This window comes from Roseateles toxinivorans, from assembly GCF_004362525.1.
Classification (GTDB): Bacteria; Pseudomonadota; Gammaproteobacteria; order Burkholderiales; family Burkholderiaceae_C; genus Paucibacter; species Paucibacter toxinivorans.
The window spans coordinates 92,588-109,090 of sequence record NZ_SNXS01000006.1 but is presented as its reverse complement, the minus strand read 5'-3'; the positions used below and the strand labels follow the sequence as shown (position 1 = coordinate 109,090).

At 66.1% G+C, this 16,503-nt stretch carries 11 protein-coding genes; 6 read left to right on the top strand and 5 right to left on the bottom strand.

Annotated elements, in window-relative coordinates; genetic code table 11:
* Positions 1–11: 11 nt before the first annotated feature.
* The 3 genes from DES47_RS21560 to DES47_RS21550 form a co-directional block, all read right to left on the bottom strand.
* Entirely contained in the window at positions 12–2,162 is a 2,151-nt protein-coding gene (locus tag DES47_RS21560) for a hypothetical protein (protein WP_133702825.1), read from the bottom strand.
* A gap of 119 nt (positions 2,163–2,281) precedes the next feature.
* On the bottom strand, positions 2,282–2,974 hold the full coding sequence (locus DES47_RS21555; protein ID WP_133702824.1) for a CpXC domain-containing protein: 693 nt from the start codon (positions 2,972–2,974) through the stop codon (positions 2,282–2,284).
* Positions 2,975–2,995: 21 nt separating this feature from the next.
* A complete protein-coding gene (locus tag DES47_RS21550; RefSeq protein WP_133702823.1) occupies positions 2,996–7,978 on the bottom strand; it encodes a hypothetical protein in 4,983 nt (1,660 codons plus the stop codon).
* A 236-nt stretch (positions 7,979–8,214) separates the two neighbouring features.
* On the opposite strand from DES47_RS21550, the gene pilB reads away from it, so the two are divergent.
* From pilB to DES47_RS21520, 6 genes are all read left to right on the top strand, one after another.
* Positions 8,215–9,936 (top strand): type IV-A pilus assembly ATPase PilB, encoded by a 1,722-nt coding sequence (pilB, locus tag DES47_RS21545; protein WP_133702822.1) that lies wholly within the window; start codon positions 8,215–8,217, stop codon positions 9,934–9,936.
* Positions 9,937–9,987: 51 nt separating this feature from the next.
* Positions 9,988–11,208 carry a type II secretion system F family protein gene (locus DES47_RS21540; protein ID WP_133702821.1) on the top strand — a complete coding sequence of 407 codons (1,221 nt, stop codon included), beginning with the start codon at positions 9,988–9,990 and terminating at the stop codon, positions 11,206–11,208.
* Positions 11,209–11,215: 7 nt separating this feature from the next.
* Entirely contained in the window at positions 11,216–12,148 is a 933-nt protein-coding gene (locus DES47_RS21535) for a prepilin peptidase (protein WP_133702820.1), read from the top strand.
* Complete coding sequence (coaE, locus tag DES47_RS21530; RefSeq protein ID WP_133702819.1) at positions 12,139–12,762, top strand: dephospho-CoA kinase; 624 nt, start codon at positions 12,139–12,141, stop codon at positions 12,760–12,762. Before DES47_RS21535 ends, coaE begins: the two co-directional genes overlap by 10 nt.
* Positions 12,763–12,892: 130 nt before the next feature.
* Positions 12,893–13,648: a cell division protein ZapD gene (gene zapD, locus DES47_RS21525; protein ID WP_133702897.1), complete on the top strand. Its 756-nt coding sequence runs from the start codon at positions 12,893–12,895 to the stop codon at positions 13,646–13,648.
* Positions 13,645–13,851, top strand: coding sequence for a DNA gyrase inhibitor YacG (locus DES47_RS21520; protein WP_133702818.1), 207 nt, complete (start codon positions 13,645–13,647; stop codon positions 13,849–13,851). Before zapD ends, DES47_RS21520 begins: the two co-directional genes overlap by 4 nt.
* On the opposite strand, the gene pgi is transcribed toward DES47_RS21520, so the two are convergent.
* Positions 13,848–15,473: a glucose-6-phosphate isomerase gene (gene pgi / locus DES47_RS21515; RefSeq protein WP_133702817.1), complete on the bottom strand. Its 1,626-nt coding sequence runs from the start codon at positions 15,471–15,473 to the stop codon at positions 13,848–13,850. The genes DES47_RS21520 and pgi overlap by 4 nt on opposite strands.
* Complete coding sequence (gene tal / locus DES47_RS21510; RefSeq protein ID WP_133702816.1) at positions 15,470–16,420, bottom strand: transaldolase; 951 nt, start codon at positions 16,418–16,420, stop codon at positions 15,470–15,472. Before tal ends, pgi begins: the two co-directional genes overlap by 4 nt.
* Positions 16,421–16,503 lie beyond the last annotated feature (83 nt).

The window sequence follows — 16,503 nt, the reverse complement described above, 5'->3', positions numbered from 1 at the left end:
CGCTCACCCTCTCAGACGGTCAGCGCCTCCTCGATCTCGCTCATCGCATCCAGCGTCGCCTGCTTGAACTTGCTGCCGTTCATGAACGGCGCCTTCAGCAGGTGGCCGATCACGCTGTCGGTCTCGACGCGCTGGCGCAGGCCCTTGAACACGCCCATATTGCCGGCGTTGATGCCGGCATCGAGCTGGTTCTGCATATCGGCCAGCAGCTTGCCCAGGTGGGCCTCGATGGCATCGGTCAGTTCGGCCGGATTGCCGTCGGTGCCGGCCGACTCCAGGCTCTTGCGCAGAGTCTGCAGCTCGACGCCCAGCTCGGTCGGAATGCGCGCCCAGCGCTCCAGCATGAACTTGCGCTGCGCCACGATGCCGCTGGGCTTGGACTCGGCGGCAGCCTCGCGCTTGGCCTCCAGCAGTTGGGCCAGCACATCGTCGTCGATCAGTTTCTGCAGGATCTGCGCGGCATCGCCGTACTTCTCGCCCTCGGCCGCATCGGAGGCACGACCCCAGGTCTGAGTCAGCTTCGCGATCCGGTCGCTGATGTCCTTGCTGTCGCTGCCGCTGGCCTTGATGGCTGCCAGGTAGTCGGCTTCGAGCTGGTTGAACAGCTCGAAATAGCGGGCCGCGGCGGCATCGTCTGTCTGCTCCTCGGTTTCTGTCTCGGCCACCCCTTCCTCGACATCTTCCTCGACCTTGGCCTGCACCTTGGCCAGGGCCTGCTCCACCTCGGCCAGCATCGTGTTGGCCGTGTCGAACTCCTTCTTGCGGGCGAGCACGCCGGCCTCGCTGACCTTGAGCTTGATGTCCTGCGCGTCCGGGCGGCCGGAGGTGATGGCCTCCTTGACCTTGGGCAGCAGTGCGGCCAGGCGGGCGTTGAAGGCCGCGCCCTCGTCGCCGCCCGTGGCAGTGGGCTTGACGGCGGGGGCATCGCCCGGCAGTGGCGGCGCCGGAGGGATGGCGCCACCGCCCTGCCCCAGCAGCTTCTCCACCGCATCGAGCAGGCCGTTGGCGGAGTCGAACTCCTTCTTGCGCGCGAACATGCCCGCTTCGCTGACCTTGAGCTTGATGTCGGTGGCCGCCTCGGGCGGCGCCCCCTTGATGCGCGGCAGCAGGGCGGCGAGCCTGGTGTTGAACTTCTGGCCCGGGTCATTGGGGTCGACGGGGGTGGCCGTGGCCGGTGGCTTCACCTCGCCACCGGCGGTCGGCCGAGGCGGTGCGGGCGGAATTGACGCCTTGGCCAGATCGACCGGGTTGCCCAGCATGGTGTTGAGCATGGCCATGGACTTCAGCGCGCCGACCCAGTCACGCGTCGTCGCCTTGCCTGCCATGAACTCGAACACGCCGCGCAGACGCTGGGCATCCGGGCGCTGTTCCTTCATCGCCTTCAGGTACAGCGGCTCCAGCGTCACCAGCTTTTCTTCGTACTGCGCCTGCTCGGCGGTGATCGGGCCGTCCTCGTCTTCGTCATCGTCCTGGTCGGCACCGCTTTCGGCCGGCTCGCCGTCGTCGTCGATGTCGTTGGGGTCTTCGCCGCGCACGCGGATCTTGTAGCGCTGCTCGGTCTGCTTCAGCAGCGCCTCCTTGATCTTCTTGGCCATGCCGGCGGCCTGGGTCAGCAGGACGAAGGTGTGGGAGTTCTGCTCGAAGATGCATTCGCCCGTCACGAACTTGACGCCGCTGGTTGTGCCCAGCTCGGTGGTCAGCAGCTTGCGCCGCGGCGGGCCGATCGGCTTGCGCGAGACCATCACCACACAGTCCTTGCCGGCCACGGCGATCATCGCCTTCAGCACCACGCCCTTGCGCACCTCGCGCAGCAGCGGCACCATCTTGGTGGTCAGCAGGGTCGGGCTTTCCTCTTCCTCGCCCTCGCTCTCCTGAGCCTCCTTCTCGGCCTTCTCGATCTCCTTCTCGAGGCTCTTGCGCTCGTCCTTGATCGCGGCGTCCACATCCTTCAGATAGGCGGCCAGCGGCTTGTCGGCCTTGTTCTTCTTGAGCAGGTCGTCGGCCTCCTCCTGCACCTCGTCCAGCGCCTTGAGCTGCTCCTCCGGGCCGGCCTTCTCGGCCTTGGAGAGTGCTGCCAGGGCCTTCAGCCAGGCCTTGTCTTCATAGTCCAGCTTCTTGCTGAAGTCGGACCAACTCTTCTCGGTCAGGTATTTATTGCTCACCTATGGGCTCCTGGAATGTCACTGAGGCCGGCTGTATGGGTGCGCGGTCCTGCATGGGCAGGGCCGACAGCGATGGAGTTTCCGCTATCCCCGAGAACCGGGCAAGCCGTTTGCTCATTTCAAGCTGCGCCGCCGGTCAGCAGCCGACGCATGTCGACGAAGAGACCGGCCGAAAGCTGGTCGCGCAGCGGCTGCCAGTCGCTGCGGTCATCGGCGATCTCGCGATAGCTCTGGCGAGAGATCTGCAACATCTCGATGACCTGCTCGTTGTCGGCATCCAGCCAGGCGAAGACCAGGCTTTGGTCGACGGTGACTTCGACGAAGCGCAATTCGACGCCCGGCCCCATCGGCAATTCGGGCGACTTGCGCACGATGGCCATCTTCAGCAGTTCCAGATCGACGTCGTCAAGGCCCTCTTCGGCCGCGAGCAGCTTCTCCCGGAAGGCGGCGAGGCCGAACACGACCCGCGCCTTCAGTCCGGCGCCCAGCTCGCGGGCAACGCCGACGGCCCGGTCGCCATAGGACCGGTTGAAGACGGCCAGATCCTGGGCCTCGATCGCCTTCCAGGCGTCTATGGCGTCCGCCGGGTGGATGGCAAGCCATTGGCCGCGGCCCGTGTCCAGGTAGTTCAGCTCCGGCGCCAGGCTGAAGTTTTCCTGGCAGGCGCCGCAGGTCTGACGCTGGAAGCTGCCGTCGAACACGGCATCGCGCAGATCGGGCCGGCGGTCGGCGTTGACGCTGTAGGCCACATTGAAATCGACCGGCTTGCCGCAGGCCGGGCAGGCGATGACTTGCTGCTTGAAGAGTGACATGGAGAGTTCCCGTCCGGTCGGCTAGAGGGAGGCAAGCCAGGCATTCGCCGGATGGCTGGCTTTCAGTTTTTCCATCCGGTGGGCAGCATAGAGCTCGGACAGCCACTCGGCCGGCGCGCGGAACTGGTAGCCGGTGATGCCCTTGCTGCGGGCGGCCAGGTCGTAACTGACCCAGGTGCCGGGATAGGCCTCGTGGTAGACCCGGTCGCCGATGGCGCGCTTCTTGGTTTCGCTGCCCAGCTCCCACAGCTGCTTGTCCACGCGCACGGCATCGCACCAGGCCTCGGCCTGGGCCTTGCAGCCGGCCCAATCGAGGCGCGCGGGGTCCGGCATCGGGGGCGTGCCGCCCTTGGTCAACAGGTACTCGATCAGATAGTCCTGCGCCGGGTAGTTGAACTTGGCTGCCGCCGCGACGGCCAGCGGCGTCACATCGCGGCCATGCATGCGCCAGCCGCCGAACTCCGCGTCGCCTTCCTTGCTGGCCATGAACTGCTTCTTGTCGTCGATCGCATGGCCCAGCTCATGCAGGGAGGTCCAGTCAAAGTACTTGGGCGCTGGCGACGTGGCGCTGTCGGGTACCAGCTCGCATTCGGGCTCCACGTCCGGCAGCGCATAGACGGAATTGGCAAGGGGATGGGGATCGCCATCCTTGGCACGGCCGCAGCTCAGCACGACCCTGGCCACGCCGGGCTGATAGAGGGAGCCCCGGTCCTGGTTGGCCTTTTCGAAGCTCCTGCCGCCGTAACGATCGATCTTGATGCCCTCGGTATGGACATCCGGCACCATGGCCATCAGCTGGTAGAGCTTCTTCAGCGTGGTGGGATGTGCCTCGGTGTCCGGCTTGAGCACGCCATCCTTGGTGTAGTTCTTCAGTTCCACATTGAAGCGGGCCTGTATCGCCGCCTGCACCACCGAGCGCTTGGTCGTGGCCGGCAGATGGGCGATCACATCGTCGAGGAGCTGCTTGCCGCCATCCATGCCCAGGATGGCATCGACATCCCCCTTGGTCGGATCGGTCCCGCCCAGCATGCTCTTCTTCAGCTCCGCGCCCTTGCAGCGTGTGGCCACCTTGGCCAGCAGCTTGCGTGCGCCAGCGTAGTCCCGGGTCGCAGGCAGGGCCAGCGTCTTGGCGGCGGTGATGCACTCGTCGAGGATTTTCTGCACGTCGGCGCCGATGTGCGGATCCAGCGGCGTCAGCGCGTTCAGGCCATCCAGCGTGGCTTGCGCCTTGACGAGCTCGTCGCTGTAGCCGGTGAACTGCTCGGCCAGCGCGGTGGCGGCAGCGCACTCGTTGGCCACCGGCTCCAGCAGGCCGACGGGGCCACGGTAATCGTGCAGCAGGGCCTTGGCCTTGGCCGCGTCTATCCGGTCGAGCGTGATCCGGGCCTTGTCGGTCACCATGCTCGGCTCGGTCAAGCCATTGACCAAGGCCTCTGCGGCGAGCAGCGCCTTGCCGTACTCCAGATGTCGGTCACCCACCTCCTGGGCAGCCACACACTGGTCGACGACGGCCTCGATCTTGGGCTTGGCCTCGGCCGGCGCCAGCGCCTTGGCCGCGGCAAGCGCCTGCCCGATCGGATCGGTGCGGTCCTTGATCGCTGCCCGGGCTGCATGTCGTTCGGTGAGTCCCTTGAGCAGCTTCTCGGCCTCCAGCCAGGCTGCTGCACTGCCCTCGGCCGTGCCGTCGAGCAGCAGCTTCGCATCCGCGCCGCCCTTGGCCACGGCAGCATGCCCGGCCGCCACGGCCGCAGCGGTGTCGCACTCGGCCTTGACCTTGCCCAGCAGCTGCAGGGCGGTCTTGTAGTCCAGGCCCGCCGCCGCGCTCCTGGCCGCCTCGATGCGGTCCCGCCGGATGCGCTCCACATCGGCGGCCACCACCGGCTGGGTGAGCGGCACCAACTCGCTTTCGGCAGCGGCCAGGGCGGTGACGTAGCTGCCGTGATCCGTGACCAGGGTTTCGAGCGCCGTGCATTGGGCATCGACCGCATCGAGCAGCTGGGTGGCGCCCGCGTACTCGCGGCCCTTGGCATGGGTCTCGGCGGCATCCAGCCAACGGGTCTGGAGGTCTTTGAGTCTGTCGGAGATCAGCGCCACCGCGGGCGACAGCCCGCTCACCAGCCCGGTGCAGGTCAGCATGCGCGTCTTGGCCGCGGCGAGCTTGGGCAGATAGGCCTCATGCAGCACGGCGATCTTGGTTGCGGGCGGGCAGGCCCATTGAATCTCCAAGCCCACCTGACGGGCGGCTGCGTACTTGCCGCCGGCACGCAGATTCTCGCCGTTGAGATACCGGGTCTTGAGGGCGGCTATTTCGACGGCCACCGCAGCGACCCCAGCATGAGCTTCCAGCGCGGCGATGGCCTGATTGGCATAGTGCAGCGAGCCACCGGCCCAGTAATAGTCCGTGGTGTCTTTGGTTGCGGTGGCGGTCTGCAGCTCGCCGCTGGCCAGCAGGGCCACGGCCCCGGCAAAGTCGCGAGCCAGGGCAAGCGCCTCGGCAGCATCCACATGGTTGAGCTGGATGGCGGCTGCAATATCCCGCTTCGCCTGCCACACGCCAAACAAGGCCTCGACAAGGCCGATCTGGGTATTCAGCTCGGCAAGATTGGCTTTCGCCGGCGCCAGCTGGAGCCGGTAGGCGGCTTCGTCTGCAACGACCTTCTTCGCCACGTCGCAGGCACCGGCCACCCTGGCCAGCAGCTCCATCGCCTCGGCATACAGCCGGGTGGTCACCTTGGTTTGCGCGGCAGCGATCAGGTCGGTGTCGATCTTCAGCTTGTCGGCAGCGACCAGCGGCTCGGTCAAGGCGGCCGCCTTCAGCTTGGCGGCGGTGAGGGCGGTCTGGTAGGCGGCGTCCTGCGCAACGACGGCCTTGGCCTTGGCGCAGTCGGCCGGCACCTTGGCCAGTTCGGCCAGCGCGCCGGCATAGTCCCGGGCCGGGGGCTTGATGTCCTCCCTGGCCTTGGTGATGCGGTCCAGCCCGATCTTGTCCTTGTCGACGGCAATCAGCGGCTCGGCCAGGGCGACCAGCTGCAACTCGGCATCGGCCAGGGCCAGCAGGTATTGTCCGTGCCTGTCGGCCACGGCGCGGGCCGGAAGGCAGGCATTGGCGGCTTGCTCAAGCAGGGCCTTGGGATCACCGCCGTCCTCCGGCTTGGCCACGGCGGCCCGGGCCAGGGCGATTGTGGCGCGGATGGCCTCGCGGTCGTCCTTGATCACTTCGCCCAGGCCATCGAGCGCAGCCACCATGTCCTCCACCGCCTTGAAGGCCGGCTCGGGCGCGGTCAAGACGCCCGCAATCGGTGCCTGCGCCGCGCCATGGGCAGCCGCGGCCTCGCCCGCGCCGGTGACCACGGCCTTGGCGGCGTCGCATTCAGCCGCCACCTTGCCCAGCAGCAGCGTCGCGCCGGCGTGGTCCAAGGCAGCCGCCAGGGCCACGGCGGCATCGATGCGCTCGCTCTGGATGCGGACCCTGTCACCGGCCACGACGGGATCGGTGAGCAGCGCCACCGCCGCCTTGGCCGCGGTGAGCGCGATTCCATAGCCGGCGATCGCCGTGCATTCGCCATCGACCTTGGCCAGCAGGGCCAGCGCCTCGGCATAGTCGCCGGACACGACCTTGGCGTCTGCGGCGGTCAGGCGGCTGGTGGTGATCTGGGCCTTGTCGACCGCCACATCGCCGTGGCTCAAGGAGTCGATGCGGCTCACCGCTGCCGCACGCTGGGTCTGAAAGTCCTGGTGCTGGACCAGCAGCGCCTGTACCGCGGCATACTGCGCGTCAAAGGGCTTCAGCGCGTCCGATGCGGCGACATAGTTGCCCAGGCGGGCGGTCGCGACACCTTGATCAAGCACCAGCGCCTTGACACTGTTGATGCGGGTCAGGATGACTGGCGCAGCCACAGGGAAGACCGAAGCCGTGCCGTAGGATGCCTTGAGGAGCTGGTCGCTCGCCTTCCACTTCTGATAAAAGGCGTCGGCTTCGCCCTTGGTCTTGGTCACGGCGTTGACCCGTTTTTCCAATGCTTCCAGCAGCGCCATGGCATCCAGGTATTCGCCAGCCGTCGCCTTGGCTTCTGCCGCGGTGAGATTGTTTGCTGCGATGTCTGGTATGACATCCGCGACCCCCAGCAGAAGGCTGCCGAATTCGCTGGCCCAGCCATCACTCCAGCCCTTGCACTGGCCATACATCCAGTTGAAGCGGTTGATGGCCAGCGCCAGACCATCGACATAGCGCTGGGTGTGCACCTTGGCCAGCTGGCAGCGCTTGCCCGCCTGGGCCAGCAGGGTCATGGCGGTGCCCGAGTCGCCCGCCGTGGCGGCGGTCTTGGCGGCCTCTATGGTCTCGATCCTCAGCAGCGCCACTTCGGGTGCGACAACGGGGTGGGTCAGTGCCGCGGCCGCGTCTTCGGCCACCTGCAAGGCCGCTGCATACCTGTCTGCAATCTCCTTCGCCGCCGCACAGGCAGCGGCGACCTGGCCCAGCAGACCCAACGCGCCGGCCCGGTCGCCGGTGACGTTGACCTGGGTCTTGGCGGCCTCTATCAAGGTGGTCTTGATGTGCAGGGCCTCGTTCTTCACCACCGGCTGCGCCAGCAGGGCGACGGCCTGGTCGGCGGCGAGCAGCGCCTGATCGTATGCCAGGCCCTCCTGCCTGGCGACTTCGCAGGCCGGCGCCACCTTGTCGAGCAGCGCCATCGCCTCGCGCCAGGCAGCGCCGCCGGCTTTCGCCTTGGCGGCCGAGATGAAGTCGGAGCTGATCTTCTCGGCGTCCTTCACCAGGGCCGGATGGACCAGCAGAAGGACCGCCGCTTCGGCGGCACGCAGTGCCCCGGGGTATGCCTCCCTCAGGGCGGCATCGGGATCGGCCCGGGTCACGGGCGGCTCCGATGTCTTGCCACCGCTGCCGTCAACGGCGACCGCGACGACAGGCTCGCTCGACACCTGATGAAGGATGACCTCCATCTCGCTGGCCCACTGCTGCGTGGGCGAATCCTTGGGCTCGGACATACTGGCCTCCCGTTGGCTCCCGGCGGCAACCGCATCGTAGGCAATGGCGAATCTGAGGCGCTATCCTGCCGCATATCTGCGCATTGGCCGCATCAAGTCGGCATCAATCAGGTCGAAAACAGCATGTGCAGAAGCGCCACGGCGCCGCGTCTTCGCGTTTTGCACGATGTACAGTGCGCCTGATACGGCGATGATTCTCCATCCACTGCATTGATTCCGAAAGCGCAGCCCCCCACGTGGAAACTCCCCTTGCCGAACCCCTGCATTCCACACTGTCCGGTGTGGCACGGGTGCTGGTGCATGCCGGCAAGCTGCAGCCCAAGGCGGCCGAGGAACTGGCGCGCAGCGCCAAGGAGAAAAAGACCAGCTTCGTCGCGGCGGTGATGGCGGCCAGTGCGGTCTCGCCGACAGAACTGGCACACACGCTGGCCCATGCGCTGGCCCTGCCGCTGCTGGACCTGAATGCGCTGGACACGCAGAAGCTGCCACGCAACATCATCGACACCAAGCTCGCCGCCCAGTACCAGGTGCTGGTGCTGGGCCGGCGCGGCAGCCGCCTGTTCATCGCCGGGGCCGACCCGACCGACCAGGAGGCGGTGGAACGCATCAAGTTCGCCACCCAGCTGTCGCCCGAATGGGTGATCGTCGAGCATGACAAGCTGGCCAAGCTGGTCGAGGGCAGCACGACCAGCGCCAACGAGGCGCTGGAGTCGATCTCCGGCGGCGACTTCGAGTTCGACGTCACAGACGAAGAGAATGCCGCGCCCGAAACGGCGGATGTGCAGACCGATGTGGAAGACGCACCGGTGGTGCGTTTCCTGCAGAAGATGCTGATCGACGCGATCAATATGCGCGCCTCGGACCTGCACTTCGAGCCCTACGAGTATCACTACCGCGTGCGCTTTCGCATTGACGGCGAGCTGCGCGAGATCACCCAGCCGCCGATTGCCATCAAGGACAAGCTGGCCTCACGCATCAAGGTGATCTCGCGCATGGACATCGCCGAGCGCCGCGTGCCGCAGGACGGCCGCATGAAGCTGAAGTTCGGCAACAAGGCGATCGACTTCCGGGTCAGCACCCTGCCGACCCTGTTCGGCGAGAAGATCGTGATCCGGATTCTCGATCCGTCCAGCGCCAAGCTGGGCATCGAGGCGCTAGGCTACGAGAAGATCGAGAAGGAGCGGCTGCTGGCCTGCATCCATCGGCCCTACGGCATGATTCTGGTCACCGGGCCCACCGGCTCGGGCAAGACGGTGTCGCTGTACACCTGCCTGAACATACTGAACCAGCCCGGCGTGAATATCGCCACCGTCGAAGACCCGGCCGAAATCAACCTGCCCGGCGTCAACCAGGTCAATGTCAACGACAAGGCCGGCCTGACCTTTGCCGCCGCGCTGAAGGCCTTTCTGCGCCAGGATCCGGACGTGATCATGGTCGGTGAAATCCGTGACCTGGACACCGCCGACATTGCCATCAAGGCCGCCCAGACCGGCCATATGGTGATGTCCACGCTGCACACCAACGATGCGCCGTCCACCCTCACCCGGCTGCTGAACATGGGCGTGGCGCCGTTCAACATCGCCTCCAGCATCCTGCTGATCACCGCCCAGCGCCTGGCGCGGCGCCTCTGCGAAAACTGCAAGGTGCCGGCCGACTATCCCCGCGAGGCGATGGTGCGCGCCGGTTTTGCCGAGGTGGATCTCGACGGCAACTGGAAACCTTATCGCGCCGTGGGCTGCTCGAATTGCAACAATGGGTATCGGGGCCGGGTCGGCCTGTATCAGGTGATGCCCATCACCGATGCAATTCAACGCATCATTCTCGCCCTGGGCACGGCGGTGGATATTGCCGACCAGGCCCGCAAGGAGGGCGTGCGCGACCTGCGCGCCTCGGGATTGATCAAGGTCCGGGCGGGTATGACAACCCTGGAAGAAGTGATTTCGGTCACGAACGAATAAGCCCCCAGCGGGGACAATCAGCAGGCTGGGGATGGGACCCCAGGAGGTGATATGGCGACGTCAGCGGCGGTAAAGAATATTCCGGAATTCGTCTACGAATGGGAAGGCAAGGACCGCAACGGCAAGATCGTGCGCGGGGAAATCCGTGCCGGCGGCGAAGCCATGGTCAATGCCACGCTGCGGCGCCAGGGCATCCTCGTCAGCAAGGTCAAGAAGCGCCGGCTCAGCGGCGGCAAGTCGATCCAGCAAAAAGACATCGCCATCTTCACCCGCCAGCTGTCGACAATGATGCGCGCCGGTGTGCCGCTGCTGCAGGCCTTCGATATCGTTGCCCGCGGCAGCCCGAACCCCAAGCTGACCCGGCTGCTCAACGATATTCGCGGTGATGTGGAAACCGGCACCAGTTTGTCCACCGCATTTCGCAAGCACCCGATGTATTTCGACGCGCTGTATTGCAATCTGGTCGAGGCCGGCGAGGCCGGCGGTATTCTGGAAGCGCTGCTGGACCGGCTGGCCATTTACCAGGAAAAGTCGGTTGCGCTGAAAAACAAGATTCGCGGCGCCTTGATGTATCCGATAGGCGTGATGGTGGTGGCCTTTGTCGTGCTGGCCGTGATCATGATTTTCGTCGTGCCGGCGTTCAAGGATGTTTTCAAATCCTTTGGCGCCGACCTGCCCGCCCCGACCCTGGCGGTGATCGCGATGTCGGAGTTTTTCGTCTCCTACTGGTATCTGATATTCGGTTTCCTGGGTGGCGGCATCTATTTCTTCCTGCAGAGCTGGAAGCGCTCGGAGAAGATGCAGAAGACCATGGACCGGCTGCTGCTGAAGATTCCGATCTTCGGCGACCTGCTCTACAAATCGGCCGTGGCGCGCTGGACGCGCACACTGGCCACGATGTTCGCTGCCGGCGTTCCGCTGGTGGAGGCGCTGGACTCGGTCGGCGGCGCCTCGGGCAATGCCGTGTTTGCCGAGGCGACCGAGCAGATCCAGCGCGATGTCTCGACCGGCTCCTCGCTGACAACCTCGATGCAGTCGACCAATATCTTCCCCAGCATGGTGCTGCAGATGTCGTCCATCGGCGAAGAATCCGGTTCGCTGGACCATATGCTGTCCAAGGCGGCGGAGTTCTTCGAGGATGAGGTCGACGAGATGGTCAAGGGCCTGTCCAGCCTGATGGAGCCCATCATCATCGTCATCCTGGGCACCATGATCGGCGGCATCGTCGTCGCCATGTACCTGCCCATCTTCAAGCTCGGCCAAGTGGTGTAAGCACGGGATGGATGCAGAGCTGATTCATTTCCTGTTGTCGCCGTGGGCACTGGGTATTCTGGGCCTGTGCGTGGGCAGCTTCCTCAATGTCGTGGTGCACCGTGTACCGCTGATGATGGAGCACCAATGGCTCGGCGACGCCGCCGCCCACCTGGGCGATAAGCCGACCCTGCAGAAGCTGGCCGGCCTGAGCGCCGCCGAGGCCGACAAGGTGGCCAGCGCGGCCGCCCTGGTCAGCGCCAAGGTCGAGGCACTGCCGGCGCTGACCATTGCCAAGCCGCGCTCGCGCTGCCCCAGTTGCGGCCACCAGCTGGCCTGGCACGAGAACATGCCGCTGATCGGCTGGCTGCGCCTGCGCGGCCGCTGCTCGGCCTGCAAGACGCCAATCTCGCCGCGCTATCCCGTCGTCGAGGCGCTGACCGGGCTGCTGTTCGCTGCCATCGGCTGGCGCTTCGGCGCACAGGAGCTGACCCTGCTGTGGTGTGCCTTCGCCGCCGCCCTGGTGGCCCTGGCCGCGATCGACTGGGACACGACCCTGCTGCCCGATTCGATCAACCAGCCGCTGCTGTGGGCCGGCCTGGTGGTCGCCGCCGCGGGCTGGACCCTGCCGCTGCAGCAGGCCTTGATCGGAGCCTGCGCCGGCTATCTTTCGCTGTGGTCGGTGTACTGGCTGTTCAAGCTGACCACCGGCAAGGAGGGCATGGGCTATGGCGACTTCAAGCTGCTCGCCGCCCTGGGCGCCTGGCTGGGCTGGCAGATGATTCTGCCCATCGTGCTGGGAGCCTCGGTGATTGGCGCGGTGGTCGGCATCGCGATGAAGATGAGCAGCAGCCTGCGCGAGGGCCGCTATGTGCCCTTCGGCCCCTTTCTGGTCGGCGGCGGACTGGTGGCCCTACTGGCCGGGCCGCAGCGCGTGCTGGGCTGGATGGGATGGGCCTAGCGCGATCTCAGCCGCTGCGCATCGGCCTGACCGGGGGCATAGGCAGCGGCAAGAGCACGGTCGCTCGGGGTTTGGCGGATCTGGGCGCCACCTTGATTGACACCGACGCGATCGCCCGTGAGCTGACCGCGCCCGGAGGCGCCGCACTGCCCGCCATTGCTCAACGCTTCGGATCCCGAGCCATTGGTGCCGATGGCGCTCTGGACCGCGCCCATATGCGGGAGCTGGCCTTCGGCGATGCTGCCAACCGCCTCGCGCTGGAGGCCATCCTGCACCCGATGATTGGCGCCGAAACTTCAAGGCTGGCGGCCAAAGCGAACAGCGCGACCATCGTCTTCGATGTGCCCCTGCTGGTCGAGTCGGGCCGCTGGCGCGACCGGGTGGACCGGGTGCTGGTGGTGGACTGCCTGGAGGCGACCCAGATCGAGCGGGTGATGCGGCGTTCCGGCTGGACGGCCCTGGCGGTGCAGGCGGTGCTGGACCAGCAAGCCACCCGGCAGGACAGACGTGCCGCCGCCGACGCGGTGATCTTCAACGAAGGTCTGAGCCTGGCCGAGCTGCAGCAGCAGGTGCGGGCGCTGTATGCCCATTGGCTGCCATCAGCTGGCAGTTGAGCCTTTTCGGCATTTCTTGTTGTCGGCGTGGAACCAATGCGCGCCCTGTGAAACAATCAACAGGCTTGGCTGCGACGATGTCGGGCCCCGAACTCTCTCCTGCTGCATTGACTGACAAGGAATGGCCGCCTTGGTCCTCTACGAATACCCGTTCAACGAAAGCATACGCACCATGCTGCGGCTCGAACACCTGTTCGACCGCCTGGCCCAGTTGATACCGCGCGATGCCCCGATGGATCACCACTTCGCGCTGGCGACGATCTTCGAGGTCATGGACGTGGCTTCACGTGCCGATCTGAAGTCGGACCTGCTGAAGGAGCTGGAGCGGCACAAGGCCCAGCTCAACAGCTACCGCGGCAACCCGTCGATCTCGGAGCAGGCACTCGACGAGGTCGTGGCGCGCATCGACCATGCCTTCAACGGCCTGAACCAGCTCTCGGGCAAGGCCGGCCACAGCCTCACCGCCAACGAGTGGCTGATGAGCATACGCAGCCGCATCAACATCCCGGGCGGCACCTGCGAGTTCGATCTGCCGGCCTACTTCGCCTGGCAGCAGTTCGCGCCGACCAAGCGCCGCGCGGACCTGATGCAGTGGATGACCACGCTGATGCCTCTGGCCGAGGCTCTGCAGGTGCTGCTGGGCCTGCTGCGCGATGCCGGCGTGCCCCATATGGTGGCCGCCAGCGCCGGCCAGTACCAGCAAAGCCTGGCGGCCGGCCGCGTCTACCAGCTGCTGCGCATGCGCATCGACGGCAGCCTTGGGCTGATCCCGGAGATCAGTGGCCACCGGTTGATGGTCTCGATACGGCTGATGCAGCAGGACGACGAGGGCCGGCTCAGGCTGGCCTCCAAGGACACCTCATTCGAATTGACGCTTTGTGCATGACCACCGAAACCTCCTCCCCTGCCCCGCGCATCGTGCGCTGCCCCACCTGTGGCGGTGACAGCGTGTTTGCGCCGCAGAATACCTGGCGGCCGTTCTGTTCCGAGCGTTGCCGGATGATCGATCTGGGTGCCTGGGCCAGCGAGTCGTTCAGGGTGGAAGCCCACCCTGAACCGGACGAGGGCGACGAGCCCAAGGAAAACTAGGCACGCAGGCGGGTCAACAGACCCGCGGTCGAGCTATCCAGCCCGCTCACGTCGCCACTGGCCACGCGCGGCAACAAGGCGCTGCAAAGCGCCTTGCCCAGCTCCACGCCCCACTGGTCGAAGCTGTTGATGCCCCAGAGCGCACCGCTGACGAAGACCCGCTGCTCGTACATCGCGATCAGCGCGCCGAGCGAGCGCGGCGTCAACGCCTCCAGCACAAAGGTCGTGCTGGGCCGGTTGCCGGGGAAGCTGCGGTGGCGCGCCACCGTCTGCGCGTCCAGCGCTGCACTGGCCGTCGGCGCGCGCTCGGTCAGCGCCTGCTCGGTGGTCTTGCCCTGCATCAGTGCCTGCGACTGGGCCAGGCAGTTGGCCAGCAGCTTCTGGTGCTGATCGGCCAGCAGGGGCTTGAGCACCGGGGCCAGGTCTGGCCCGTAGTTGGGCGTCTTCACGGCGATGAACTCGACCGGGATCACATCCGTGCCCTGGTGCAGCATCTGGAAGTAGGCGTGCTGGCCATTGGTACCGGCCTCGCCCCAGACGACCGGGCTGGTGGCATACGCAAGCGCATTGCCGTCCAGATCGACGCCCTTGCCATTGCTCTCCATCTCCAGCTGCTGCAGATAGGCCGGCAGACGTTTCAGGCCCTGGTGGTAGGGCGCCACGCTGCGGCTGCCGAAGCCGTGGAAGTTGCGGTACCAGACATCAACCAGGCCCAGCAACACCGGCAGATTGGCCTGCAGCGGCGCCTGGGCGAAGTGCTGGTCCATCGCATGGGCGCCGGCCAGGAAGGCACGGAAGTTGTCGGCGCCTATGGCCAGTGCAATTGGCAGGCCGATGGCCGACCAGATCGAATAGCGGCCGCCGACCCAGTCCCAGAAACCGAAGGTGGTGGTGATGCCAAAGGCCGCCGCCGCGGCGACGTTGGTCGTCGTGGCGACGAAATGCCTGGCGATGTCCGTACCGCCCTGGCCCAGGAACCAGGCCTTGGCGGCCTGGGCATTGGCCAGCGTCTCCTGGGTCGTGAAGGTCTTGGAGGCGACGACGAACAGCGTGTCATGCGGGCTCAAGCCGCGCAGCACCGGTGCCAGGTCGTGCCCATCGACGTTCGAGACAAAGTGCAGCTTCAGCTCACCGTGGGCAAACGAGTCCAGCGCCGGCACGACCATCTGCGGGCCCAGGTCGCTGCCGCCGATGCCGATATGCACCACATGGCGCATGCCGCTGCGGGCCGTGTCGCGCACCTGCTCCACATAGGTCAGCAGGCGCTCCAACACCTCCTGCACCTGCTCGCTTTGCGGCCCAAAGCCTGCGGGCGCGCGCAGGGCCGTGTGCAACACGGCGCGGCCCTCGGTGTGGTTGATCGCCTCGCCGGCCAGCATCGCATCGCGCTGCGCTTCGAGCCCGCAATCGCGGGCCAGTTGCAGCAGCAGTGCCAGCGTCGCATCGTCCAGCAGGTTCTTGGACAGATCGGCAAACACCTCTGGCGCCTGCACCGACAGCTTGTCGAAGCGGGCCGCATCGGCTGCGAAGGCCTGACGCAGATCGAAGCGCCGGCCGCTGCCCTGGAAATGCGCGTTCAGCGCGGCCCAGGCCGGAGTCTGGTCACAGCGCGGGTGTTTCATCTCAGCGACTCAATCATCTGGTCCAGCTTGCCGGCGTCGACGGCGAACAGGCGTATGCCCTCGGCCAGCTTCTCGGTGGCCATCGCGTCCTGGTTCAGCGCGAAGCGGAACGTGGCCTCGTTGTAGCTGTGCGCCTCCAGGTTCATGCCCTGAGCCATCTCGGCACTGAGCTGGCGTGTGAGCGGCGCGTCCAGTGCCTGCAGCTGACCCAGCAGGTCCGGGCTGATGGTCAGCAGGTCGCAGCCGGCCAAGGCCTGGATCTGTCCGATATTGCGGAAGCTCGCACCCATCACCTCGGTCGGGATGCCGTACTTCTTGTAGTAGGCATAGATCTGCGCCACCGACTTGACGCCAGGGTCGTTGACGCCCGAGCTGGCGGCCTCGTCCCAGGCCGCGCCGGCCGACTTCTTGTACCAGTCATAGATGCGGCCGACGAAGGGCGAGATCAGCTGCACGCCGGCCTCGCCACAGGCCACCGCCTGGCAGAACGAGAACAGCAGGGTCAGGTTGCAATGGATGCCCTCATGCTCCAGCGCTGCGGCGGCCTGTATGCCCTCCCAGGTCGAGGCCAGCTTGATCAGCACGCGTTCGCGGCCGATGCCTGCCTGCTCGTAGAGCTCGATGATGCGATGGGCCCGGGCAATGCTGCCGGCCATGTCGAAACTCAGGCGGGCATCGACCTCGGTGGATACGCGGCCCGGCACCACCTTCAGTATCTCCAGGCCGAAGCGCACCAGCACCTGGTCGACGATCTCCTCCAGCGGCTCGGTCCTGTGCGCGGCCACCGTGGCGGCCAGCAGCGGCGCGTAGTCGGGCGACTGCACCGCCTTCAGTATCAGCGACGGATTGGTCGTGGCATCGCGCGGCGCGTACTGGGCCAGTTGCAGGAAGTTGCCGGTGTCGGCCACCACGGTGGTGAAGGCTTTGAGCTGGTCGAGTTGGTTCATGGCGGAAAGCTGGAAAGTGGCAATGGGACAGCCAAGATTAGAACCTGTAGGCAGCGTCTGACTGCGACATCGCGGTTACATGC